General features: G+C 64.3%; 17 protein-coding genes. 14 read left to right on the top strand and 3 right to left on the bottom strand.

The features are described from left to right. Positions 1-323: 323 nt before the first annotated feature. Together H8F01_RS09335 and H8F01_RS09330 are read left to right on the top strand one after the other, a co-directional pair. Positions 324-3,455, top strand: a complete 3,132-nt coding sequence (locus tag H8F01_RS09335) for a TonB-dependent receptor (RefSeq protein ID WP_187058752.1) — start codon at positions 324-326, stop codon at positions 3,453-3,455. Positions 3,456-3,562: 107 nt separating this feature from the next. Continuing rightward, positions 3,563-5,170, top strand: a complete 1,608-nt coding sequence (locus H8F01_RS09330; protein WP_187058751.1) for a tetratricopeptide repeat-containing sulfotransferase family protein — start codon at positions 3,563-3,565, stop codon at positions 5,168-5,170. Positions 5,171-5,182: 12 nt separating this feature from the next. Here H8F01_RS09330 and bhcC read toward each other — a convergent pair whose 3' ends face one another. The 3 genes from bhcC to dgcN form a co-directional block, all read right to left on the bottom strand. Next, the gene (gene bhcC / locus H8F01_RS09325; RefSeq protein ID WP_187058750.1) at positions 5,183-6,340 is read right to left on the bottom strand and encodes a 3-hydroxy-D-aspartate aldolase BhcC; all 1,158 of its coding nucleotides are present in this window, start codon (positions 6,338-6,340) and stop codon (positions 5,183-5,185) included. A gap of 30 nt (positions 6,341-6,370) precedes the next feature. Then, on the bottom strand, positions 6,371-7,918 hold the full coding sequence (locus H8F01_RS09320) for a serine hydrolase domain-containing protein (protein ID WP_187058749.1): 1,548 nt from the start codon (positions 7,916-7,918) through the stop codon (positions 6,371-6,373). A 99-nt stretch (positions 7,919-8,017) separates the two neighbouring features. Beyond that, complete coding sequence (gene dgcN / locus H8F01_RS09315) at positions 8,018-9,061, bottom strand: N-acetyltransferase DgcN (RefSeq protein ID WP_187058748.1); 1,044 nt, start codon at positions 9,059-9,061, stop codon at positions 8,018-8,020. Between the two features lie 331 nt (positions 9,062-9,392). Between dgcN and H8F01_RS09310 the strand changes: the two genes are divergently transcribed. The 12 genes from H8F01_RS09310 (at position 9,393) to atpD (ending at position 20,389) form a co-directional block, all read left to right on the top strand. Then, positions 9,393-10,295: a LysR family transcriptional regulator gene (locus H8F01_RS09310; RefSeq protein WP_187058747.1), complete on the top strand. Its 903-nt coding sequence runs from the start codon at positions 9,393-9,395 to the stop codon at positions 10,293-10,295. Positions 10,296-10,495: 200 nt separating this feature from the next. Then, positions 10,496-12,274: an amidohydrolase gene (locus tag H8F01_RS09305; RefSeq protein WP_238481205.1), complete on the top strand. Its 1,779-nt coding sequence runs from the start codon at positions 10,496-10,498 to the stop codon at positions 12,272-12,274. Between the two features lie 105 nt (positions 12,275-12,379). Then, on the top strand, positions 12,380-12,742 hold the full coding sequence (gene queD, locus H8F01_RS09300) for a 6-carboxytetrahydropterin synthase QueD (protein WP_187058745.1): 363 nt from the start codon (positions 12,380-12,382) through the stop codon (positions 12,740-12,742). A 153-nt stretch (positions 12,743-12,895) separates the two neighbouring features. Next, complete coding sequence (locus tag H8F01_RS09295) at positions 12,896-13,291, top strand: phasin family protein (protein ID WP_187058744.1); 396 nt, start codon at positions 12,896-12,898, stop codon at positions 13,289-13,291. Between the two features lie 248 nt (positions 13,292-13,539). Then, entirely contained in the window at positions 13,540-13,905 is a 366-nt protein-coding gene (locus H8F01_RS09290) for a hypothetical protein (protein ID WP_187058743.1), read from the top strand. A gap of 3 nt (positions 13,906-13,908) precedes the next feature. Then, on the top strand, positions 13,909-14,742 hold the full coding sequence (atpB, locus tag H8F01_RS09285; protein ID WP_187058742.1) for a F0F1 ATP synthase subunit A: 834 nt from the start codon (positions 13,909-13,911) through the stop codon (positions 14,740-14,742). 76 nt (positions 14,743-14,818) lie between these two features. Then, positions 14,819-15,106 carry a F0F1 ATP synthase subunit C gene (gene atpE / locus H8F01_RS09280; protein WP_187058741.1) on the top strand — a complete coding sequence of 96 codons (288 nt, stop codon included), beginning with the start codon at positions 14,819-14,821 and terminating at the stop codon, positions 15,104-15,106. Positions 15,107-15,189: 83 nt separating this feature from the next. Continuing rightward, positions 15,190-15,660, top strand: a complete 471-nt coding sequence (locus H8F01_RS09275) for a F0F1 ATP synthase subunit B (protein WP_187058740.1) — start codon at positions 15,190-15,192, stop codon at positions 15,658-15,660. A 3-nt stretch (positions 15,661-15,663) separates the two neighbouring features. Next, the gene (locus tag H8F01_RS09270; protein ID WP_187058739.1) at positions 15,664-16,197 is read left to right on the top strand and encodes a F0F1 ATP synthase subunit delta; all 534 of its coding nucleotides are present in this window, start codon (positions 15,664-15,666) and stop codon (positions 16,195-16,197) included. Positions 16,198-16,291: 94 nt separating this feature from the next. Continuing rightward, complete coding sequence (gene atpA, locus H8F01_RS09265; RefSeq protein WP_187058738.1) at positions 16,292-17,842, top strand: F0F1 ATP synthase subunit alpha; 1,551 nt, start codon at positions 16,292-16,294, stop codon at positions 17,840-17,842. A gap of 91 nt (positions 17,843-17,933) precedes the next feature. Then, on the top strand, positions 17,934-18,851 hold the full coding sequence (gene atpG, locus H8F01_RS09260; RefSeq protein WP_187058737.1) for a F0F1 ATP synthase subunit gamma: 918 nt from the start codon (positions 17,934-17,936) through the stop codon (positions 18,849-18,851). 125 nt (positions 18,852-18,976) lie between these two features. Further along, entirely contained in the window at positions 18,977-20,389 is a 1,413-nt protein-coding gene (gene atpD / locus H8F01_RS09255) for a F0F1 ATP synthase subunit beta (protein ID WP_187058736.1), read from the top strand. Positions 20,390-20,401 lie beyond the last annotated feature (12 nt).

Raw genomic sequence — 20,401 nt, 5'->3', positions numbered from 1 at the left:
TGGCGAGGCAGTCGCGGGGAGACGGTGGGCGTGCCGCGCCGTGCGCACCGTGGACACCCTGATTTCGGACGGCTATTTCAGGCGCACAGTGCCGTTGCGCGATGCCCGCAACCATAACTTGCGGCTATGCCGGGTGGCGGTCTTTTCATTGGTGGAGAGCGATGGGCGATGGGTATGCTCGGGCTCCGTACCGCCTCGCGGCTGGGGAGCCGCGGCGGTCATGATCGGAAGGGGTTGGGTGTCTGCCGACGCGACGAAGCTGCACGCCAAGGTTTCATCCAGGCAGCGCCACTTTGGGTTCCAACGTCTGGGGAGAGCGGATCATGAAGGGCAGGTCCTTGTGTTCGTTGCATGGCAGAGAGAACTTCCGGCGCAGGGCGCTGGCATTGGCCATCAGTTCGGCCACCCTGGGTTTCACCGGCACGGCATGGGCGCAGGCGACCAACGGCACCATTTACGGCACGGTACCGGCGGCGGCGGGAGAGACGATTCAGATCTCCGGCAGCGCGGGTTTCAACCGCTCCATCGACGTGGGGACAGCGGGCAAGTATTCGGTGACCCTGCCGGTGGGCACGTACACCGTGTCGCTGCTGCAGGACGGCAAGGTGGTGGATTCGCGTAGCGGGGTCAGCCCGGTGGCCGCGGGTGCGGTAGCGGTGGATTTCGCCGCACCGACGGCCAACGCCAATGCCAAGACCCTCGGCACGATCAATGTCAGCGGTAATTCGCTGCCGCCGATTGACGTGAGCACCACCAACCAGGTCACCACCATCACCGCCAAGCAGCTGCAGCAGTTGCCGCTGCAGCGCACCGCCGAGAACATCGCCCTGCTGGCGCCGGGCGTGAACCTGGGTTCGCCGGAAGTGGGCAATGGCCCGCTCGGCACGCCGAACCTGGTATTCGGTGGCGCATCAACCGCGGAGAACGCGTACTACCTCGATGGCATGAACACCACCGAGCTGCTCAACAACCAGGGCGGCATCTCGCTGCCGTATGGCGCCATCGAGCAGCAGCAGACTTTCACCAGCGGCTACGACGCTCGCTACGGTCGCTCCATCGGCGGCGTGATCAACCAGATCGGCAAGAGCGGCGACAACGAATGGCATTTCGGTGTGCGCGCGCTGTGGCAGCCGGGCAGCCTGCGCTCCGACCCGGACAACTATTACTACGCCAATCCGCTGGTGACCAATACGGGCAATCGTCCCGGTGACCTGGCGATCTATCGCAACCACAACACCACCAGCGAAAACATCTACGACGCGTACATCAGCGGTCCGCTGATCAAGGACAAGCTGTACATGTTCGTGGGCGCCGAGCAGGACAACACGCATTACCGCACCACGTCGGAGTTCAGCAGCACCGCCACCACCGAAACGTGGAAAGTGCAGGATCCGAAGTTCTATACCAAGCTGAACTGGAACATCAACGACAGCAACGTGCTCAGTGCGTCCTACGTGCAGAACGCGCACAAGACCAACGGCACCATCTACGACTTCGACTACGACACCCTCAAGCAGGGCGACTTCAACAGCCTGGACCAGATCAACCGCACCACGTTCAAGGTGTGGGTGGCCAATTACACGTCCTACATCACCGATGCGCTGACCCTGAATGCGATGGTCGGCAAGATGCACGGCACCTATTACACCGGACAGCCCGGCTATGCCGGTTACGACCCGATGCTGCCGCACGTCGCCAGCAGCTCCACGCAGGACCCGGCATTCGCGCCGCCGGGTGGCATTTCCAACTCGCAGGTCAATTCCTCGATTGCCGATCCGGACCACAAGGAATCGGTGACGAACTATCGTCTGAACCTCGACTACAAGTTGGGCGACCACGACCTGCAGGTGGGCATCGACAACATCAATTCCCGCGACATCAACGACGGTTCAGTGGACCCGGGTCCGGGTTACCAGTGGATCTACGGGCAGAGCGACCCGGGCTCGCCGGTGTTCGGCGTGAGCCCCGATGTCCCGCCCTATGTGGCACCGTCTACTCAGTGCCACCCCGACTCCACCGGCGTAACGCGCTGCTACTACGTGCAGCAGCACACCGACATCAGCGTGGCCTCGGTGCGCGTGGCGCAGCGTGCCCAGTACGTGATGGACAACTGGCAGGTCACGCCCAACCTGCTGTTGAACCTGGGCCTGCGCAACGACCAGTTCACCAACTACGACGCCTCGGGCGTGCCCTATATCCGCCTGACCACGCCGCAATGGGCGCCCCGCCTGGGCTTCAGCTGGGACGTGCATGGCGATTCGTCGCTGAAGGTGTTCGGCAACGCCGGTCGTTACTACCTGGCGCTGCCTGAGCAGGTGGCCCTTTCGATCGCGGCTCCGGTGACCAATGCCGGCGTCTACGGCACCTATACCGGCATCGACCCGAACACCGGCGTGCCGATTGGCTTCACGCCGCTGCCGCAGAACCCGTCCACGGGTGTATCGATCGACAGCGAGTACGGCCAGGCCAAGGATCCGCGTGTCTCTGCGTCGCAGAACATCAAGGCGGAGTACTCGGACAACTACGTGCTGGGCATGCTGCAGCAGTTCGACATGCTCGGCACGAGCTGGGTGTTCGGCGCCACCGGCACCTACCAGCGGATGGACCGCATCATCGATGACTTCGATGATATCCAGATCGAGTGCTCGGCCGGCCGTGCGCAAGGCTATGCCTTCATGACGCCGGATACCTGCAGCCAGTGGGCGCAGAGCCTGGTGCTGATCAATCCGGGCGAAACCAGCAAGCTGCTGATGCAGTCGCCCAGCGGCGCGCTGGTACCGGTCACGCTGACCTCCAAGGACCAGGGTTTCCCCAAGGGGCCGACGCGTCGCTACTACTCGCTGGACCTGTCGCTGGAGCATCAGTGGGACGGCAAGTGGTTTGCCAAGTTCGACTACGTGTTCTCGCGCACCTGGGGTAACGACGAAGGTCCGGTCAGCACCTATTCCCAGCAGGGCGGATCGTACGAATCGCTTACCACGGGCTGGGACTTCCCGGAACGCATGGAATATTCCTCCGGCGTGCTTCCCAACGATCGCAGGCACCAGATCAAGTTCTACGGTGCGTACCAGGTGGCCAAGGATTGGGCCGTGGGCGCGAACGTCTACCTTGCCTCCGGCACGCCGCGCCTGTGCCGTGGCGGCTACGGACCGGACCAGCTCGCGCTGCATGGCTCGCACACCTACTACTGGTGCGGTGGCGTGCCGGTACCGCCAGGTTCGCTGGGGCGCCTGCCATGGACGCACCAGGTCAACCTCAACGTGGATTACAAGCCCAGCTGGGCGGATCACAAGCTCGACTTCAATCTTGCAGTGATCAACCTGTTCGACCAGCAGACGCCGGTGTTCTACAACGACTTCTATGGCACCACTTCCAGTCCCAACACGGACTACGGCCGCGTGCAGGACACCCTGTCGCCTCGCTATGTACGGTTCTCGGTGGCCTACGATTTCTGATGCCGCACCATCGTCTCTCCCCCTTGCGCCGGGTCCCCACCCGGCGCTTTTTTACTGGCTGCGTGCCTTGTGTATAGTCGGTTGACCCGAACGCAGCCGGTGATGACATGACGGAACCTCGGCCCCTGCAGGGCACGTCCCAGCCTTCGCTTTCGCCGGCGGCCGAACGCATGTTGGCAAAGGCGCGCGAGGAGTGGTCGCGCCATGCGTTCGATGCGGCCGAGCGCAGCCTGATCGGCGTGCTTGCGCTGGCGCCCAATGAACCGGCGGCCATTCGCATGCTCGGCATGGTGGCGCAGCGTCGCGGCGATGCGGTGCGCGCGATCGAATGCTTCCGGCGCGTACTTTCGATATGGCCGGATGACTCCGACCTGCACGTCTGTCTCGGCATCGCGCTGTTCGAGCGTGGCGCCGTCGACGAAGCCCTGGCGCATATGCGCCATGCCTGCGAGCTGCAACCGCAATCGGTGCCGGCCTGGTACAACCTTGGCGAAGCCCTGGTGCGTGAAGCGCGTACCGACGAGGCCATCAACGTGCTGCGTCGCGCGCTGGAGCTGGAGCCCGCACACCTGTCGGCCCGGCTGTCGCTATCCAAGGCGCAGGCAAGCCTGGGCGAGATCGAAACGGCCATCGCCGGTTTCCGTGAGGTGGTACGTCAGGACCCGATCAACGCCGAAGGTTGGTTCGGGCTGGCGAACCTCAACACCGTGCGCTTCGATGCCAGGGACGCCGCGCACCTGCAGCGGGCGCTGACGCGCAACGACCTGCCGCCGCGTCATCGCGAGCTGCTCGGCTTTACGCTCGCCAAGGCCCTCGAAGACCAGGGCGATTACGCGAAGGCGTTCGACGCATTCCGGATGGCCAATACCTCAAGGCGCCGGCGTACACCGTGGGACGCCGCCGGCGAACACAAGCGCGTCGACGACATCCTCGCTGCGGCCGGGACCGACGCTCCGCCACCGCTGGACGACCAGCTCGGCCGCGAAGTCATCCTGATCACCAGCATTCCGCGTTCGGGTTCCACCTTGGTCGAGCAGATTCTCGCCTCGCACCCGCAGGTGGCAGGCGCCAACGAGATCAGCGACCTGTCGCAGGTGATCGACGCGGAAACCCGGCGACGTGGGTCTTCGTTTCCACGGTGGACCGCCGATGCCACCGCCGAAGACTGGCATCGACTCGGCAAGGAATACCTCGCGCGCACGGCGCGCTGGCGTGAGGCGAAGCCGCGCTTTACCGACAAGAACCTGCTGAACTGGTATCTCGTCGGCTCCACGTTGGCCATGCTGCCGGCTGCGCGCGTGGTGGTGGTGCGACGCGATCCGGTGGAAACCTGCCTGGCGTGTTATCGCCAGTGCTTCAGCGAGAAGAACGGTTTTGGCAGCGACCTCGACGAACTGGCCGATTACTGCGCCGACTTCCTGCGCCTGACGCGACGGTGGCTGGACAAGTACCCGACGCGTGTCTTCGATCTGCAGTACGAGGCCTTGCAGGCCGACCCCGAGGGCGTGACGCGTCGCCTACTGGATTTCTGCGACCTGCCCTTCGATGCTGCCTGCCTCGACTTCCACAAGACCTCGCGCGCGGTACTGAGTGCACCGAGCGCGGCGCAGGTGCGCCAGCCCATGCTGCGCGATACCGCACGCAGCGCGCGTTACGGCGACAAGCTCGATCCCCTGCGTCGGCGACTGCGCGAGGCCGGCGTGCTGGAAAGCTGAGCCGGACCGGCCTCAATAGGCCTTGCCTCGCGCCGACACGGGCCACACCACTTCGACCTTGCCTTGGCGTACGCCGACATACCAGTCATGCAGGTTGCAGGTGGGGTCGCAGTGCCCGGGTACCAGCTTCAGCTTCTCGTTGATGCGCAGCACGCCGTGCTTGTCTTCGATGACGCCATGTTCGTCCGATGCGCTGGCATAGCGCACGTCGTCGCGACCGTAGATCTGCGGCAGGCCACTCTCCAGCGACTGTACCTTCAGCCCTGCATCGCAGACGGCCTGGTCCGGCTTCGCGTGGCTCATCACCGAGGTCAGGATGAACAGCGCGTTCTCCCACTCGCCGCGGTCGATGCGCTGCCCGTGCTCGTCCCTGATGCGTCCGTAATCGGCGTCCATGAAGGCGTAGCTTCCGCACTGCAACTCGTTGTAAACGCCTGAGCCGGATTCGAAATAGTAGGAGCCCGTGCCGCCGCCGGTGACGATGGCGGGCGCCAGTCCGACCTTGCGCAGGGCCTCGACCACCGCCTTGGTGAACGCGATGGCGACATCGAGTTTTGCCTTGCGGTCGTCGTAGTGCTCCAGGTGCTGCATGTTGCCCTGGTAGGCCTGCACGCCGGCAAAGTTCAGGCCGGTGGCCGCATCGATGGCGCGGGCGATCTGCACGGCGCCTTCGGTGGTGTCGACGCCGCAGCGACCGGCGCCGCAGTCGATCTCGACCAGGCAGTCCAGCATCGTGCCGTTCTTTTGCGCTGCCGCCGACAGTTCGGCCACGTTGCTCACGTCATCCACGCAGACGGCGACACGCGCGCCATGCCGTGGCAGGCGCGCCAGGCGGTCGATCTTTGCCGGGTCGCGTACCTGGTTGGACACCAGGATGTCCCGGATGCCGCCACGCGCGAACGCCTCCGCCTCGGAGACCTTCTGGCAACAGACGCCGACGGCGCCACCGAGCTCTTCCTGCAGCTTCTGCACGTCCACCGACTTGTGCATCTTGCCGTGGCTGCGATGGCGCATGCCGTGGGCTTTCGCGTACTCGCCCATCTTGCGGATGTTGCGCTCAAGCGCATCGAGGTCGAGCATCAGGCAGGGTGTCTGGATATCCGCCTCGGCCATGCCGGGCAGGGCGGGTATGTCGTAGCCGACGTCGGCGGCATCAGGCATCGTTTTCATCAGTGGCTTGGTCGTGGCGGTTCGTGTGCGTCAGTGGCAGGCATGCTCGCGGTTGAAGGCGAGGTCTTCATAGTCTGAGCTGAAGTCGGCATCCGGGTCGACCTTGGCCATGTGCATGGCGCCGCCGGGTTGCGCAGGCAGGCGCAGCCAGGCCTCGACTTCGTCATTGTCCCATTGCACCAGGTAGCGGTCGCCCACGCGCATGACCTGGCCGCTCAGCCGCGGCGATTTCACCGAGGCAAAGCGCACCGTGTCGCCCTGCGCGCACAGGCGCGCCTCGCCAAACCACGGGTCGCGCCACACGCCGAGTTGCGCGGCGAGCTCGGCGGGCGTGGCCGCCTTGCGCGAGGAGGTATCCGGTACGTGGGAAGTACGCTTCTGCTGGTTCTCGTGATCCAGCTCGTCGGCATAGCTGGCCACGCTGCGGGCCTTGCCCGGCGCCGTGAAATGCTTGGCCAGCACCTCGATCAGCACGCTGCGTGCCTCTTCGGCATCGGCGTTGATCAGCACCACGAAGCCGCTCTTGCGGAACGGCAGCAGCACCATCGCGGAATACATGCCCGACAGCGTGCCGGTGTGCGACACGGTGATCTGGCCATCCACGTCGGCGATGCGCCAGCCGTAGCCATAGCCATAAAACAGCGTGCCATCCCAGGCGCGACGACGCGCGGAGATCGGCATGGGCGTGTACGGCGTCCATTCCTTGCGGCGTTGTTCCGGCGTCAGCCAGGCCAGTTGCGCGGGCGTGGGCACCAGCCAGTTCGTGGCCCAGGTCAGCATGTCGTTGAGGCTGCAGCGCACGCCGCCGGCGGAGTCCATGGTGGCGGGATGCACGATGGAGCCGTCAGCCGGCTCGGCCACGAATCGGCCATCATGCAGGACATGGGGATCGGCCACGTTGCCGACGTCATCGCGGTTCCACGTGCCGATCTGGCAGCGGCTCATGCCCAGCGGCTGGAACACTTCGCGACGCAGCAGTGCGGGATAGGTCGTGCCACCCGCTGCCGCTGCGACCTCACCGGCTACGATGTACAGCGTGTTGTCGTAGGCGTAGCCGGCACGGAAGCTGTAGGACGGCTTCAGGTACTGCAGGCCGGCGACCACGTCGGCCGGGGTGAACTGGTTGGGCGTGGGCCAGAGCATCAGGTCGCCGGCGCCTTCGGGCAGGCCGCTGTGATGGACCAGCAGGTCGCCCACCTGCATGTTGGCCGTGACCCACGCGTCGGCCATGCGAAACGACGGCATATATTTCCGGACAGGATCGTCCCAGCGCAGTTTGCCTTGCTGCACCAGTCGAGCGAGCAGGGTGGAGGTCATGGCCTTGGAGTTGGACGCGATGCCGAACAAGGTGTCCGCATCCATCGGCTGGCCGGAGGCGAGCTTGCCCTCGGTGCGCGTATAGACCACCTTGCCATCGTCGATGACGCCTACGGCGATGCCGGGCAGGTGATAGCGCGCCACCACGGCGTCGATCAGCGGATCGATGTCGGCGCGCGCGGCGGGTTCCGGTGCGGAGGCATGCGCCACGGGCAGCGCCAGGGCGAATGCGCAAAGGACGAATCGGGCGACATGGCCCATGTGTGCTCCCCGGTGTTCGGTTTCGGCGCCCATGATAGGCAAGGTGGCGGCACGCGACGCCGGCGGTTCCATGGTCATCGCGGGCGCCGTTGCACCCGGTCAGCCCGCGCAGCTCGCCAGCAGATGATCCACGATGGTCTCGACGCCCATCGTCACCGGATCCTGGCAAGGCAGGCCAAGTCGATCGCTGATGGCCTGGCAGGCAGTGAGCGCTTCGCCCGGCGAGATGCCCGATGTGTTGAGCGCGATGCCCACCGCCTTCACGGATGGATTGGTCAAGCGTGCTGCGGCCAGATTGGCTTCGAGGCAGCGCGCGAGATCCGGCAGTGGGCACTCGGGCAGGCCGCGCATATGGCGCCGAGTGGGTTCATGGCACAGCACCAGTGCATCGGGTTGGGAGCCATGCAACAGGCCCAGCGAGACGCCCGCGTACAACGGATGGAACAGCGATCCCTGGCCCTCGATCAGGTCCCAGCCTTCATCGTTGCGGGCCGGTGAGATCAGCTCGGCCGCGCCGGCCACGAAGTCGGCAATCACGGCGTCTACCGGAATGCCATCGCCCGCGACGAAGATGCCGGTCTGGCCGGTGGCGCGAAAATCCGCGGGCAGGCCACGCTGGCGCATACTGCGCTCCAGCGCCAGCGCGGTGTACATCTTGCCGATGGAGCAATCGGTGCCCACGGTGAGCAGCCGGCGGCCGGGGCGCTTGCGGCCGTTGCCGATGGGAATGGGGCGATTGGCTTCGCGCGCATCGAACAAGGTGCGGCCATTGCGTCGCGCGGCGGCCACGATGTCCGGGTTGTCGCGCAGCTTCTGATGGAGGCCGGCAATGACGTTCAGGCCCGCATCCAGCGCCACGATGATGTCGGCAACGGTTTCCTCGCTCATCATGCCGCCGACGTTGGCGATGCCGATGACCATGGTGTTCGCGCCGGCCGCCCTGGCCTGGGCCGGCGCCATGTCGGGCAGGCCGAGTGTCAGCGGGTTGTCGCTGCGCCGGAGCTGGCCAACGCACCACTCCGGCCGCCAGAACGCGAGCCCCCTGGCCGTCTTGATGGCCAGATCGTCGGCTTCGGCACCCAGGTACAGCAGGTAGGGCGGACCCCAGCCGCGCGTGCCGGTGGCTTCATCGTGGTCAGACATGAATTCCGGACTCCCACTTTGCCTGGTCAACATGAGACGGACGGCTGAACGAGCATAACCACGGCCGCACGCCGCTCACCAATGAAAAGACCGCTACAAGTCATAACTCTGGGTTGTGGACGTCGTGATACACCCATGAGTAATGGCACCTATGCCTCGCGCGCCAAGCTTGAGAGGATGGCCGCGGGGACGTCGAAAGATCCTGAACGATGAGTGCGCGAGACGGTTGACGCGAGGCAACAGCCACGGGCATTGCCCACAAGCGCTGCCTCGCATCGCGCGCCGGATTCTGGCGATGGCGTCGCGGGACACGAAGAGGTGCGGAACCGGTATGCGTTTGCGCTACATCGAACTCTTTCATGCCGTGCTGACCACCGGCAGCATCACCGGCGCGGCCAAGCTGCTGGATATCTCGCAGCCGGCCGCCAGCAAGGCACTGCAGAATGCCGAAGACCGGCTGGGCTTTGCCCTGTTCAGCCGGGTGCGCGGCAGGCTGCAACCCACCCAGCAGGCCATGCTGCTGCGTGACCGCATCGAGAAGATCGTGCAGGACGTGCACGACCTCGAGAACCTCACCAAGAACATGAGCCAGCCGGGCCATTGCCCCCTGCGGGTCACCTGCACGCCGACGCTGGCGCTGACCTTGCTCGCTTCGGCCGTCATGCAGTTGCGCAAGGCGTTCCCCGACGTGCTGGCCGAGTTGTCCACGCAACACTCGGCCGAGATGTGCGAGTCGCTCACGTTGCTGGAAACCGATATCGGGCTCACCCTGCAGGACACGGGTCACCACAACCTGCATCAGCGGGCGCTGTGCCGCGGACAGGTCATGGTGATCGCTCCGCCCGGATGGTGGCCGGAAGAAGAGTTGTCGCAACCCTTGCCAATCGCCGCGCTGGCCAATCAGCCCATCATCGGCATCAACGTGCGCGACGCGCTGGGCAGCATGCTGCAGAGCCACCTGGACAAGGTCGAGCCGGCACCGAAGATCAAGGTGGCGGTGCAGACCTACCAGCTGGCGCACTCGCTGGTGGCGAAGGGCGAAGGCCTGGCGCTGGTCGATCCGTTCACCGCACGCTGCGGCGGCCCGAAGAGCGTGCAGATGCGGCCATTGAAGCCGCAGCTCGAAGTGGTCCTGTATGCCATGCACCGCCCGGACAGCCCGCTGAACCAGGTGCAGAAGCGATTCCTGGAGATCGTGCGGCAGCTGGCCCAGCTCATGCTCGCGCAGCATTGAGGAAAGCGCCCCTGGCTGGATGACCACAGGGCGCTGCTATGCCATGGTGCGGTAGCTCCGTGGGTGGCTTATGCCATCCGTGTTTTTCGCCCGGTCGGTTCCACGGGCTTTGATCAGCATGGCGGGCGGGACACGCCTGCCCCATCAGCGCACGTCGAAGGGAGGGTTCGATGAAGTCGTTCCGATGCTTGATTCCTTGCATGGCCATGGTTTTTGCCGCTGGCGCCGCGGCGGAAGGCGCGCCGGTGAAGGGCTTCCCGCCCCGGCTCGAGCCCGCCGACATGGTGTTGCTCGATGCCACCATCGCCACACTCGACCCATTGCAGCCGCGGGCACAGGCACTGGCCATCCGTGCGGGACGCATCCAGGCGCTCGGCAGTGACGAGGCGATCCGGCACTACGTCGGCACGCAGACCAAGGTGCTCGATCTGCACGGCGCCTTCGTCACGCCGGGCCTCATTGAAGGCCACGGCCATCTGATGGATACCGGCGAGTCCCTGCTGCAGGTGGATGTGGGCAAGGCGGCCAACTGGGACGAGATCGTGGCCATCGTGAAGGCGGCCGTGGCCAAGGCCAAGCCCGGTGAATGGATCATCGGCCAGGGCTGGCAGCAGGCGAAGTGGAACAAGGTGCCGCAGCCGAACGTGGATGGCCTTCCGCTGCCGGCCAGCCTGGATGCCATCTCGCCGAACAATCCCGTGTTGCTCAATCACGCCAGCGGCCATGGCATCTACGCCAATGCCCAGGCGCTGAAGCTCGCCGGCATCGCCGACACCACCGCTGATCCGCCGGGTGGCACCATCGTGCGCGATGCGCAGGGTCATGCCATGGGCATGCTGCGTGACAGCGCTTCCGATCCGGTGTTCGCGGCTTACAGCCGGGCCATGGCAGCGCTGCCGGCCAAGGATCAGGAGGCCCGTCGCGAACACGCCCTGCAGTTGGCGGTGCAGAACGAAGTCAGCAAGGGCATCACCAGCTTCGTGGACCAGGGCGAGCATTTCGAAACCGTCGTCTGGATGAAGCAGCAGTTCGCCAAAGGACAGCCGCTGCGCCTGTTCGTCTACATCGACGAACCTTCCGTGGAGAAGCTCGACAAGCAACTGGCGGACTACCGCATCGTCGGCTTTGCCGACAATCATTTCACCGTGCGTGGCCTGGGCGAGGATGTATCGGACGGTGCGCTGGGCACGCACAGCGCCTGGTTCCTTGCGCCCTACAACGACGCCCCCGGCATCAGCGGCAAGAACGTCACCTCGATGGACGATCTGGCGCAGATGGCCCGCATCGCGGCACGTGACGGTTTCCAGATGGCCATCCATGCCATCGGCGATCGGGCCAACCGCGAGCTGCTGGATCTGTATCAGGACGTTTTCACGCAGGCGCCCGGCGCCCGCGCGCTGCGTTGGCGCATCGAGCATGCGCAGCATCTGGACCCGGCCGACATTCCGCGCTTTGCCGACCTCGGGGTGATCGCCTCCATGCAGTCCATTCACGCCTGTTCGGATGCGCCGATGGTGGTGGGGCATCTCGGCGAGAAGCGGGCGAAGGAAGGCGCCTACCTGTGGAAGACGCTGATCGACAGCGGCGCCATCGTGCTGGACGGTACCGACACGCCGGTCGAAGACACCAACCCCATCGCCAATTTCTACTGCGGCGTGACGCGCGCCTATGCGCACGGCAAGAAAACCTTCTACCCGGCACAGGCCAAGACGCGATTGCAGGAACTGCAGTCGTACACCTGGAACAACGCCTACGCCATCCTGGAAGAGCACGAACTCGGCTCGCTCTCGCCGGGCAAACTGGCCGATCTCGACGTGTTCTCCGGCGACCTGCTGACCTTGCCGGCCGAAGACATCCTGCGCACGCGGGTGCTCTACACCATCATCGGCGGCAAGATCGCGTACCAGCGTCCGGGTGCGGAGCAGTGGCGCAAGGGGCAGCTGTCCGAGCCCATGCCGGAGTTCGATCACGCGGAGTAAGCCGGCAGGCCGGCCTTGTCCACGCGGCGTCCGGCCATGTCCGGGCGCTGCGTTGGACAACAGGCTTCACCGGGGGTGATGCAGGCGACGCGCTAGAATGGTCGTATGCATATCTTCAAAGAATTCCACATCGAGGCGGCCCACCGCCTGCCGAACGTGCCGCCCGGCCACAAATGCGCGCGGCTGCACGGCCATTCCTTCCGCATCCAGATCCACGTCGAGGGCGAGCCGGACCCCAAGCTGGGCTGGGTCATGGACTTCGCCGACGTGAAGGCCGCGTTTGCTCCGCTGTTCGAGCAGCTCGATCACCACTACCTCAACGACATCGAGGGGCTGGAGAACCCGACCAGCGAGATGCTGTGCCGCTGGATCTTCAAGCGCCTGCAGCCCGCCCTGCCGGGTCTGGACAAGGTGGTGGTGCATGAAACCTGCACCTCGGGCGCCAGTTGCAGTCGTGACAGCTTTTGACGCGTTGCAATAAACAGGCGTTTGACTGTAATCCATTGGTCATCTTGAATTTTTCGTGACAAGGCACGTCGTTCAGGAAAAATATATTGCATTGCACAAAATGGCTTGCTAGGGTATGTGCCACTACCCCCAATCCCGTCGAGGGAACACGTCATGACGCAGCAACTGAACGCCCAGGTTTTCGCCTACGCCAAGCAGCTGGCCGACGCCGCCTTCAAGGCCCAGTCCGTCGCGCTGAAGGGTCTGGAGCAGGTCGCTGAACTGCAGATCCGCGCGCTGGAAAAGCAGTCTGAAGCCGCTGCCGAGTTCATCAGTGGCGCCCTCGAAACCCGCGACGCCGATGGCCTGCGCGTGCTCTGGGAAAAGGCTGCAGCCGCTGGCCGCGAGAACGCCGAGCGCGCCGTCGCCGTGACCCAGGAAATCATCGCCGTGACGCAGAAAACCGCCGAGTCGCTTGGTGCGCTCGTGCAGGAACAGCAACAGGCAGCCAACGACGCCGTGGCCGCCCCGGTGGCCGCCGTCAAGAAGGCCGCTGCGGCCGCCAAGTAACACCGCTTTGTAGACGCAGCGCTTCTTCCCCCCAGTTGCGTCAAAGGGCCGGACGGATGTCCGGCCCTTTTTCTATCCGCGATTTCTCACGATCCAATCAAATTGTGAACAAAATAGGGCGCTGGACAACATGTCGCGGTGAGTGCGGCTTGTCGCTGTAAATGCCTCGCTGATATACTTTTTGAGATTGGACCGTGGCCCGTAGCTGGTTCGGTGCCGCCTAGAGCGAAGCCGCACGGGAACATCGCGTGATCAACAGTCTTGCCTCCGGTCGTCGTCTGGCGCTGCGCATTTTCTTGCTGCAGCTTGCCGTGGCAGCGGCTCTGGCTGTCACCTTCCTTATGCAGGGGCCGCGCCAAGCTTTGGCGGCTGCTGCAGGAGCCACTCTCGTGGCGCTGGGTACCGCGCTGCTGGCGTGGCGCACCTTCGGAGGGTTGGGCAGCGGCGGCATGGCGATGTGGCGCGTGATGTCAGGGTTGGTCCTTAAATGGATCGTGATCGGCGGAGGGCTCGTCGCGATCCTGGGTCAATGGAAATTACCGCCACTAGCTGCCATCACGGGGCTGGTGGCTGCTTACGCAATAAATCTGCTGGCGTTCAGATTCAAGGGCTAACACATGGCAAGCGAGCCGCAGGGCGGACTAACCGAATACATCCAGCATCACCTTCACCACAACACGGTGAGCTTGGGTGACAGCGCTTTCATGAAGATCCACGTGGACTCGATCCTCGTGGCCTTCCTGCTGGGCGCCATTTTCTGCCTGTGGTTCTGGCTGGCGGCCCGCAAGGCCACCTCGGGCGTGCCGTCCAAGGGCCAGGCCTTCGTCGAGATCATCGTCGAGTTCGTCGACACCCAGGTGAAGGACACCTTCCACGGTGATCGCCGCACGGTGACCCCGCTGGCACTGTCCATCTTCATGTGGGTGACCTTCCTCAACACGATGGACCTGCTGCCGCTGGACGCCCCGAGCTGGACGGTGAAGACCGTCGCCGGCGCGCACGTGGCCCACGAGACCTTCTTCCGCTGGGTGCCCACTGCCGATATCAACACCACCGTGGGCCTGGCCCTGGCCGTGTTCTTCATCGTGCTGGGCCACGGCATCAAGGCCAAGGGTGGCCTGGGCTTCGGCAAGGAACTCATGACCGCGCCGTTCCATGCGCACAACCCGGTGGTTGTCGCCATCCTGGTGCCGTTCAATTTCCTGCTCAACGTCGTGGAATACCTGTCTAAGCCGGTGTCGCTCGCCATGCGACTGTTCGGCAACATGTACGGTGGCGAGCTGGTGTTCATGCTTATCGCCGGCCTGTTCGCAGGCTGGATCAGCTTCCTGCCGGGTGTGATCTTCAACACCGCATGGGCGATCTTCCACATCCTGATCATCCTGCTGCAGGCGTTCATCTTCATGATGCTGACCATCGTGTACATCGCCACGGCGCGTGAGCATCACTGAGTTCCTGTTCCATCCGGTTTCGCTTTAACCCGTTTCGCCTTAATCACTCTTTAGAAAGATTCATCAGGAGATATCCATGAACCTCGTCGAACTCGTTGCTCACGTCCAGGGCCTCACCGCCATCGCCATCGGCATCATCATTGGCCTCGGCGCTCTGGGCGCTTGCTTGGGCATCGCCATCATGGGTTCCAAGTTCCTTGAGTCCGCTGCCCGTCAGCCGGAGCTGGTGCCGCTGCTGCAGGGCCGCATGTTCCTGCTCGCCGGCCTGATCGACGCCGCGTTCATCATCGGCCTGGCCGTCGCCCTGCTGTTCGCGTTCTCGAACCCGCTGATCTCGGCCCTGAAGGCTGCTGTCGGCGGCTAATCGGCGCGACATGAGTCGCCGCAGCGGATTTCCGTTGCGGCGATTGGCGGTTTAACGCGTTACCGGAGTTAATTGGAAAGCTCATGGATATCAATCTGACTTTCCTGGGCCAGATGGTCTCTTTCGCCATCCTGGTCTGGTTCACCACCAAGTTCATCTGGCCGCAGCTCAATCACGCGATTGAAGAGCGTCAGAAGAAGGTTGCCGATGGTCTGGCCGCTGCAGAAAAGGCACGCGCCGAGCTGAAGGATGCCGACGCCAAGGTTGCCAACGAGATCAAGCAGGCCCGTCAGCAGGCCAACGAGATCATCGAGCGTGCGCAGCAGCAGGCCAACCAGATCGTGGACAAGGCTCGCGCCGAAGCCACGACCGAGGCGAACCGCCTGAAGGCTGCCGCCGGCGAAGAAATCGTCAGCATGCAGCAGCGTGCGCGCGAAGAGCTGCGCAGCTGGGTGGGCCGTCTGGCCGTCCAGGGTGCGGAGAAGATCGTGCAGCGCGAAGTCGACGCCAACGCCCACAAGGCGATGCTCGATCAGCTCGTGGCCGAGATCTAAGTCATGGCGCAGGCAATCACTCTCGCCCGCCCCTACGCACGTGCAGCTTTCGAGCTGGCCCATGAGGCCGGCTCGCTTGCCGCATGGTCGCAGGCGCTGGCCTTCGCCGCCGAGGTGGCGAAAGACCCGCGCGTGGTTGGCTTTGGCAACGATCCGCGCGTGCAGCCGGAGCAGCTGGTGGCACTGCACATGCCGCAGGGCATGGCCGCTGATGCGCCGTTCGCGAAGTTCCTTGGCGAACTGGCCGAGCATCGTCGCCTGGCACTGCTGCCGGAGATCGCCGCACTGTACGAACAGTACAAGCGCGAGTCCGAGTCGCAGCTGCTGGTGAAGGTGACCAGCGCATTCGCGCTGGATGCCGCGCAGGCCGAACAGCTCAAGGCGTCGCTGAAGCGCCGCTTCAAGCGCGAGATCGAACTGGAAACCCAGGTCGATGCGTCGCTGCTTGGCGGTGTGGTGATCGACACCGGTAACGAAGTGATCGACGGCTCCGCCCGTGGACGTCTGGCGCGCATGACCCGCGCGCTGACGGTGTAAGCATTTAAGCGAAGTCCGTTTCGCGAAGAGCAAAAAACCAGCCATCCATGGCTGGACTCTTCAAAAAAAGACTCAAATCTCAGGATATCGACCCATGTCCAGCTCCACCTTGAACCCGTCCGAGATCAGCGAACTGATCAAGACTCGCATCGAGCAGTTCAAGCTCGGTGCGGAAGCACGCAACGAAGGCACGATCATCAGCGTGTCCGACGGCATCGTGCGCATCCACGGCCTGGCCGACGTGATGCAGGGCGAAATGATCGAACTGCCGGGCAACTCCTATGCGCTGGCGCTGAACCTCGAGCGTGACTCGGTCGGCGCCGTGGTGCTGGGCGAATACCAGCACCTGCGCGAAGGCGACACCGCCAAGACCACCGGCCGCATCCTTGAAGTGCCGGTCGGCCCGCAGCTGCTGGGTCGCGTGGTCGACTCGCTCGGCAACCCGATCGACGACAAGGGCCCGATCAACGCTGCGCTCACCTCGCCGATCGAAAAGGTCGCGCCGGGCGTGATCTGGCGCCAGTCGGTCGACCAGCCGGTGCAGACCGGCTACAAGTCCGTCGACTCGATGATCCCGATCGGCCGTGGCCAGCGCGAGCTGATCATCGGCGACCGCCAGACCGGCAAGACCGCGCTGGCCATCGACGCGATCATCAACCAGAAAGACTCCGGCATTAAGTGCATCTACGTCGCCATCGGCCAGAAGCGCTCGTCGATCGCCAACGTGGTGCGCAAGCTTGAAGAGCACGGCGCGCTGGCCAACACCATCATCGTGGTGGCTTCGGCTTCCGAGTCGGCCGCGCTGCAGTACATCGCGCCGTACTCCGGCTGCACCATGGGCGAGTACTTCCTCGACCGTGGCGAAGACGCACTGATCATCTACGACGATCTGTCCAAGCACGCCGTGGCCTACCGCCAGATCTCGCTGCTGCTGAAGCGCCCGCCGGGCCGCGAAGCCTACCCGGGCGACGTGTTCTATCTCCACTCGCGTCTGCTCGAGCGCGCTGCACGCGTTTCGGCCGACTACGTCGAGAAGTTCACCAACGGCGAAGTGAAGGGCAAGACCGGTTCGCTGACTGCGCTGCCGATCATCGAAACCCAGGCGGGTGACGTGTCCGCGTTCGTGCCGACCAACGTGATCTCGATCACCGACGGTCAGATCTTCCTGGAAACCGACCTGTTCAACGCCGGCATCCGCCCGGCCGTGAACGCCGGTATCTCGGTGTCGCGCGTGGGCGGTGCCGCCCAGACCAAGATCGTCAAGAAGCTGTCGGGCGGCGTGAAGCTGGCCCTGGCGCAGTACCGTGAGCTGGCTGCGTTCGCGCAGTTCGCCTCGGATCTGGACCCGGCTACCCGCGCCCAGCTGGACCGCGGCGTGCGCGTGACCGAGCTGATGAAGCAGTCCCAGTACGCCCCGCTGTCGATCGCCGAGCTCGCGCTGTCGGTGTACGCCGCTGAAAAGGGCTACCTCGACGACCTGCCGACCAACAAGGTGCTGTCGTTCGAGAAGGGCCTGCATGCGTTCATGCACCAGAACCATGGCGATCTGATGAAGAAGATCGTCGCCACCGGTGACTGGAACAACGACATCGAAGCCGTCTTCAAGACCTCGCTCGACGAGTACAAGAAGACCGGTAGCTGGTAAGCAGTAACAGGGTGTACGGCCGTCCATACGGCCGTACAGCACTCCGGCCCTGGAAGCCGGGATCGCAATAACCCATCAGGTTGAGGCAAACGTGGCAAGCGGACGCGAAATCAAAACCAAGATCAAGAGCACGCAGAACATGCGCAAGGTGACGCGCGCGCTCGAAATGGTCTCGGCCTCGAAGATCCGCAAGGCGCAGGATCTGATGAAGGCGTCGCGTCCCTATGCGCGCTCCATGCGCAAGGTGATCGCACACATCGCCCAGGCCAATACCGACGTCAACCATCCGTTCCTGCAGGAGCGCGAATCGGTCAAGCGCGTTGGCTACGTGATCATCTCCACGGATCGCGGCCTGTGCGGTGGCCTCAATGCCAACCTGTTCCGCCGCCTGCTGCCGGCCATCCGGGAATGGCACGAACAGGGCGTGGAAGTCGACGTGGTGGCCATCGGCCAGAAGGCCACCCAGTTCTTCCGTCGCATCAAGGGCATCAACCTGGTCGGTACGGTCAGCCAGCTGGGCGAGCGTCCGAAGCTGGAAGACCTGATCGGCGTGCTCAAGGTTGCGCTGGACTCCTACATGGGCGGCCGCCTCGATCGCGTGTTCCTGGCCCACAACGACTTCGTCAACACCATGACGCAGACGCCGGCAGTGCACGCGCTGCTGCCGTTGCCGCTGGTGGCGAAGGAGCTGGCCGAGGCAGCGGGTTCGGGCAAGACGCCGGTGGCCGGTGTGACGCTGGAACAGAAGCACGATTGGGATTACATCTACGAACCGGATGCGGCGAGCGTGCTCGAGCATGTGCTGTCGCGCTACATCGAGTCGGTGGTTTACCAGGGCGTGCTGGAAAACCTCGCCAGTGAACATGCCGCGCGCATGGTGGCGATGAAGAGTGCGTCGGACAACGCGACCAAGGTGATCGGCGAACTCACGCTGATCTACAACAAGGCGCGTCAGGCGGCGATCACCCAGGAAATTTCGGAAATCGTCGGCGGTGCCGCGGCGGTATAAGTGCGATCGCCGCTGATCGCATGAGTCAAAAAGCGGCCATTGATGGCCGAACAATTCACTAAAGCCACGCGACCGTTACAGGGCGCGAGTAGTCCAAACACTAAAGATCCATCCGGAGCATATCCATGAGCCAGGGCAAAGTTGTACAGATCATCGGCGCGGTCATCGACGTGGAGTTCGCACGCGATCAGGTGCCGCAGGTTTACGACGCGCTGAAGATCGACGGCACCAACATCACGCTGGAAGTCCAGCAGGTGCTGGGTGACGGCGTGGTCCGCACCATTGCCCTCGGTTCCACCGACGGCCTGAAGCGTGGCCTGCTTGCCCGCAACACCGGCGAAGCGATCAAGGTGCCGGTCGGCAAGGCCACCCTCGGCCGCATCATGGACGTGCTCGGCAACCCCATCGACGAAGCCGGCCCGATCGGCGAGGAAGCGCAGTGGGAAATCCACCGCGAAGCCCCGAGCTACGCCGACCAGGCGGCCGCCAGCGACCTGCTGGAAACCGGCATCAAGGTGATCGACCTGATCTGCCCGTTTGCCAAGGGCGGCAAGGTCGGCCTGTTCGGCGGCGCCGGCGTGGGCAAGACCGTGAACATGATGGAGCTCATCAACAACATCGCCAAGGCGCACGCGGGTCTGTCCGTGTTCGCCGGCGTGGGCGAGCGTACCCGCGAGGGCAACGACTTCTACCACGAGATGAAGGACTCCAACGTGCTCGACAAGGTGGCCATGGTGTACGGCCAGATGAACGAGCCGCCGGGCAACCGTCTGCGCGTGGCGCTGACCGGCCTGACCATGGCCGAGTACTTCCGCGACGAGAAGGACGAGCACGGCAAGGGTAAGGACGTGCTGCTGTTCGTGGACAACATCTACCGCTACACGCTGGCCGGTACCGAAGTGTCCGCACTGCTCGGCCGTATGCCGTCGGCCGTGGGTTACCAGCCGACGCTGGCCGAGGAAATGGGCGTCCTGCAGGAGCGCATCACCTCCACCAAGACCGGCTCGATCACCTCGATCCAGGCCGTGTACGTGCCCGCGGACGACCTGACCGACCCGTCGCCGGCCACCACCTTCGCGCACTTGGACGCGACCGTGGTGCTGTCGCGTAACATCGCCGCGCTCGGCATCTACCCGGCCATCGATCCGCTCGACTCCACCAGCCGCCAGCTCGATCCGGGCGTGGTGGGCGTGGAACACTACGAAGTGGCGCGCCGCGTGCAGGGCATGCTGCAGCAGTACAAGGAGCTCAAGGACATCATCGCGATCCTGGGCATGGACGAGCTGTCGGAAGAAGACAAGCTGACCGTGGCCCGCGCCCGCAAGATCGAGCGCTTCTTCTCGCAGCCGTTCCACGTGGCCGAAGTGTTCACCGGTTCGCCGGGCAAGTACGTCACGCTGAAGGACACCATCCGCGGCTTCAAGATGATCGTGGAAGGCGAAGTGGATCACCTGCCGGAGCAGGCGTTCTACATGGTCGGCGGCATCGAAGAGGCCATCAAGAAGGCCGAAGAGATGGGCGCCAAGAAGGCGGCCTGATCGGTGGAAGCT

Source organism: Dyella telluris (genome assembly GCF_014297575.1).
GTDB lineage: Bacteria > Pseudomonadota > Gammaproteobacteria > Xanthomonadales > Rhodanobacteraceae > Dyella > Dyella telluris.
This window is presented reverse-complemented; position numbering and strand designations above follow the sequence as displayed.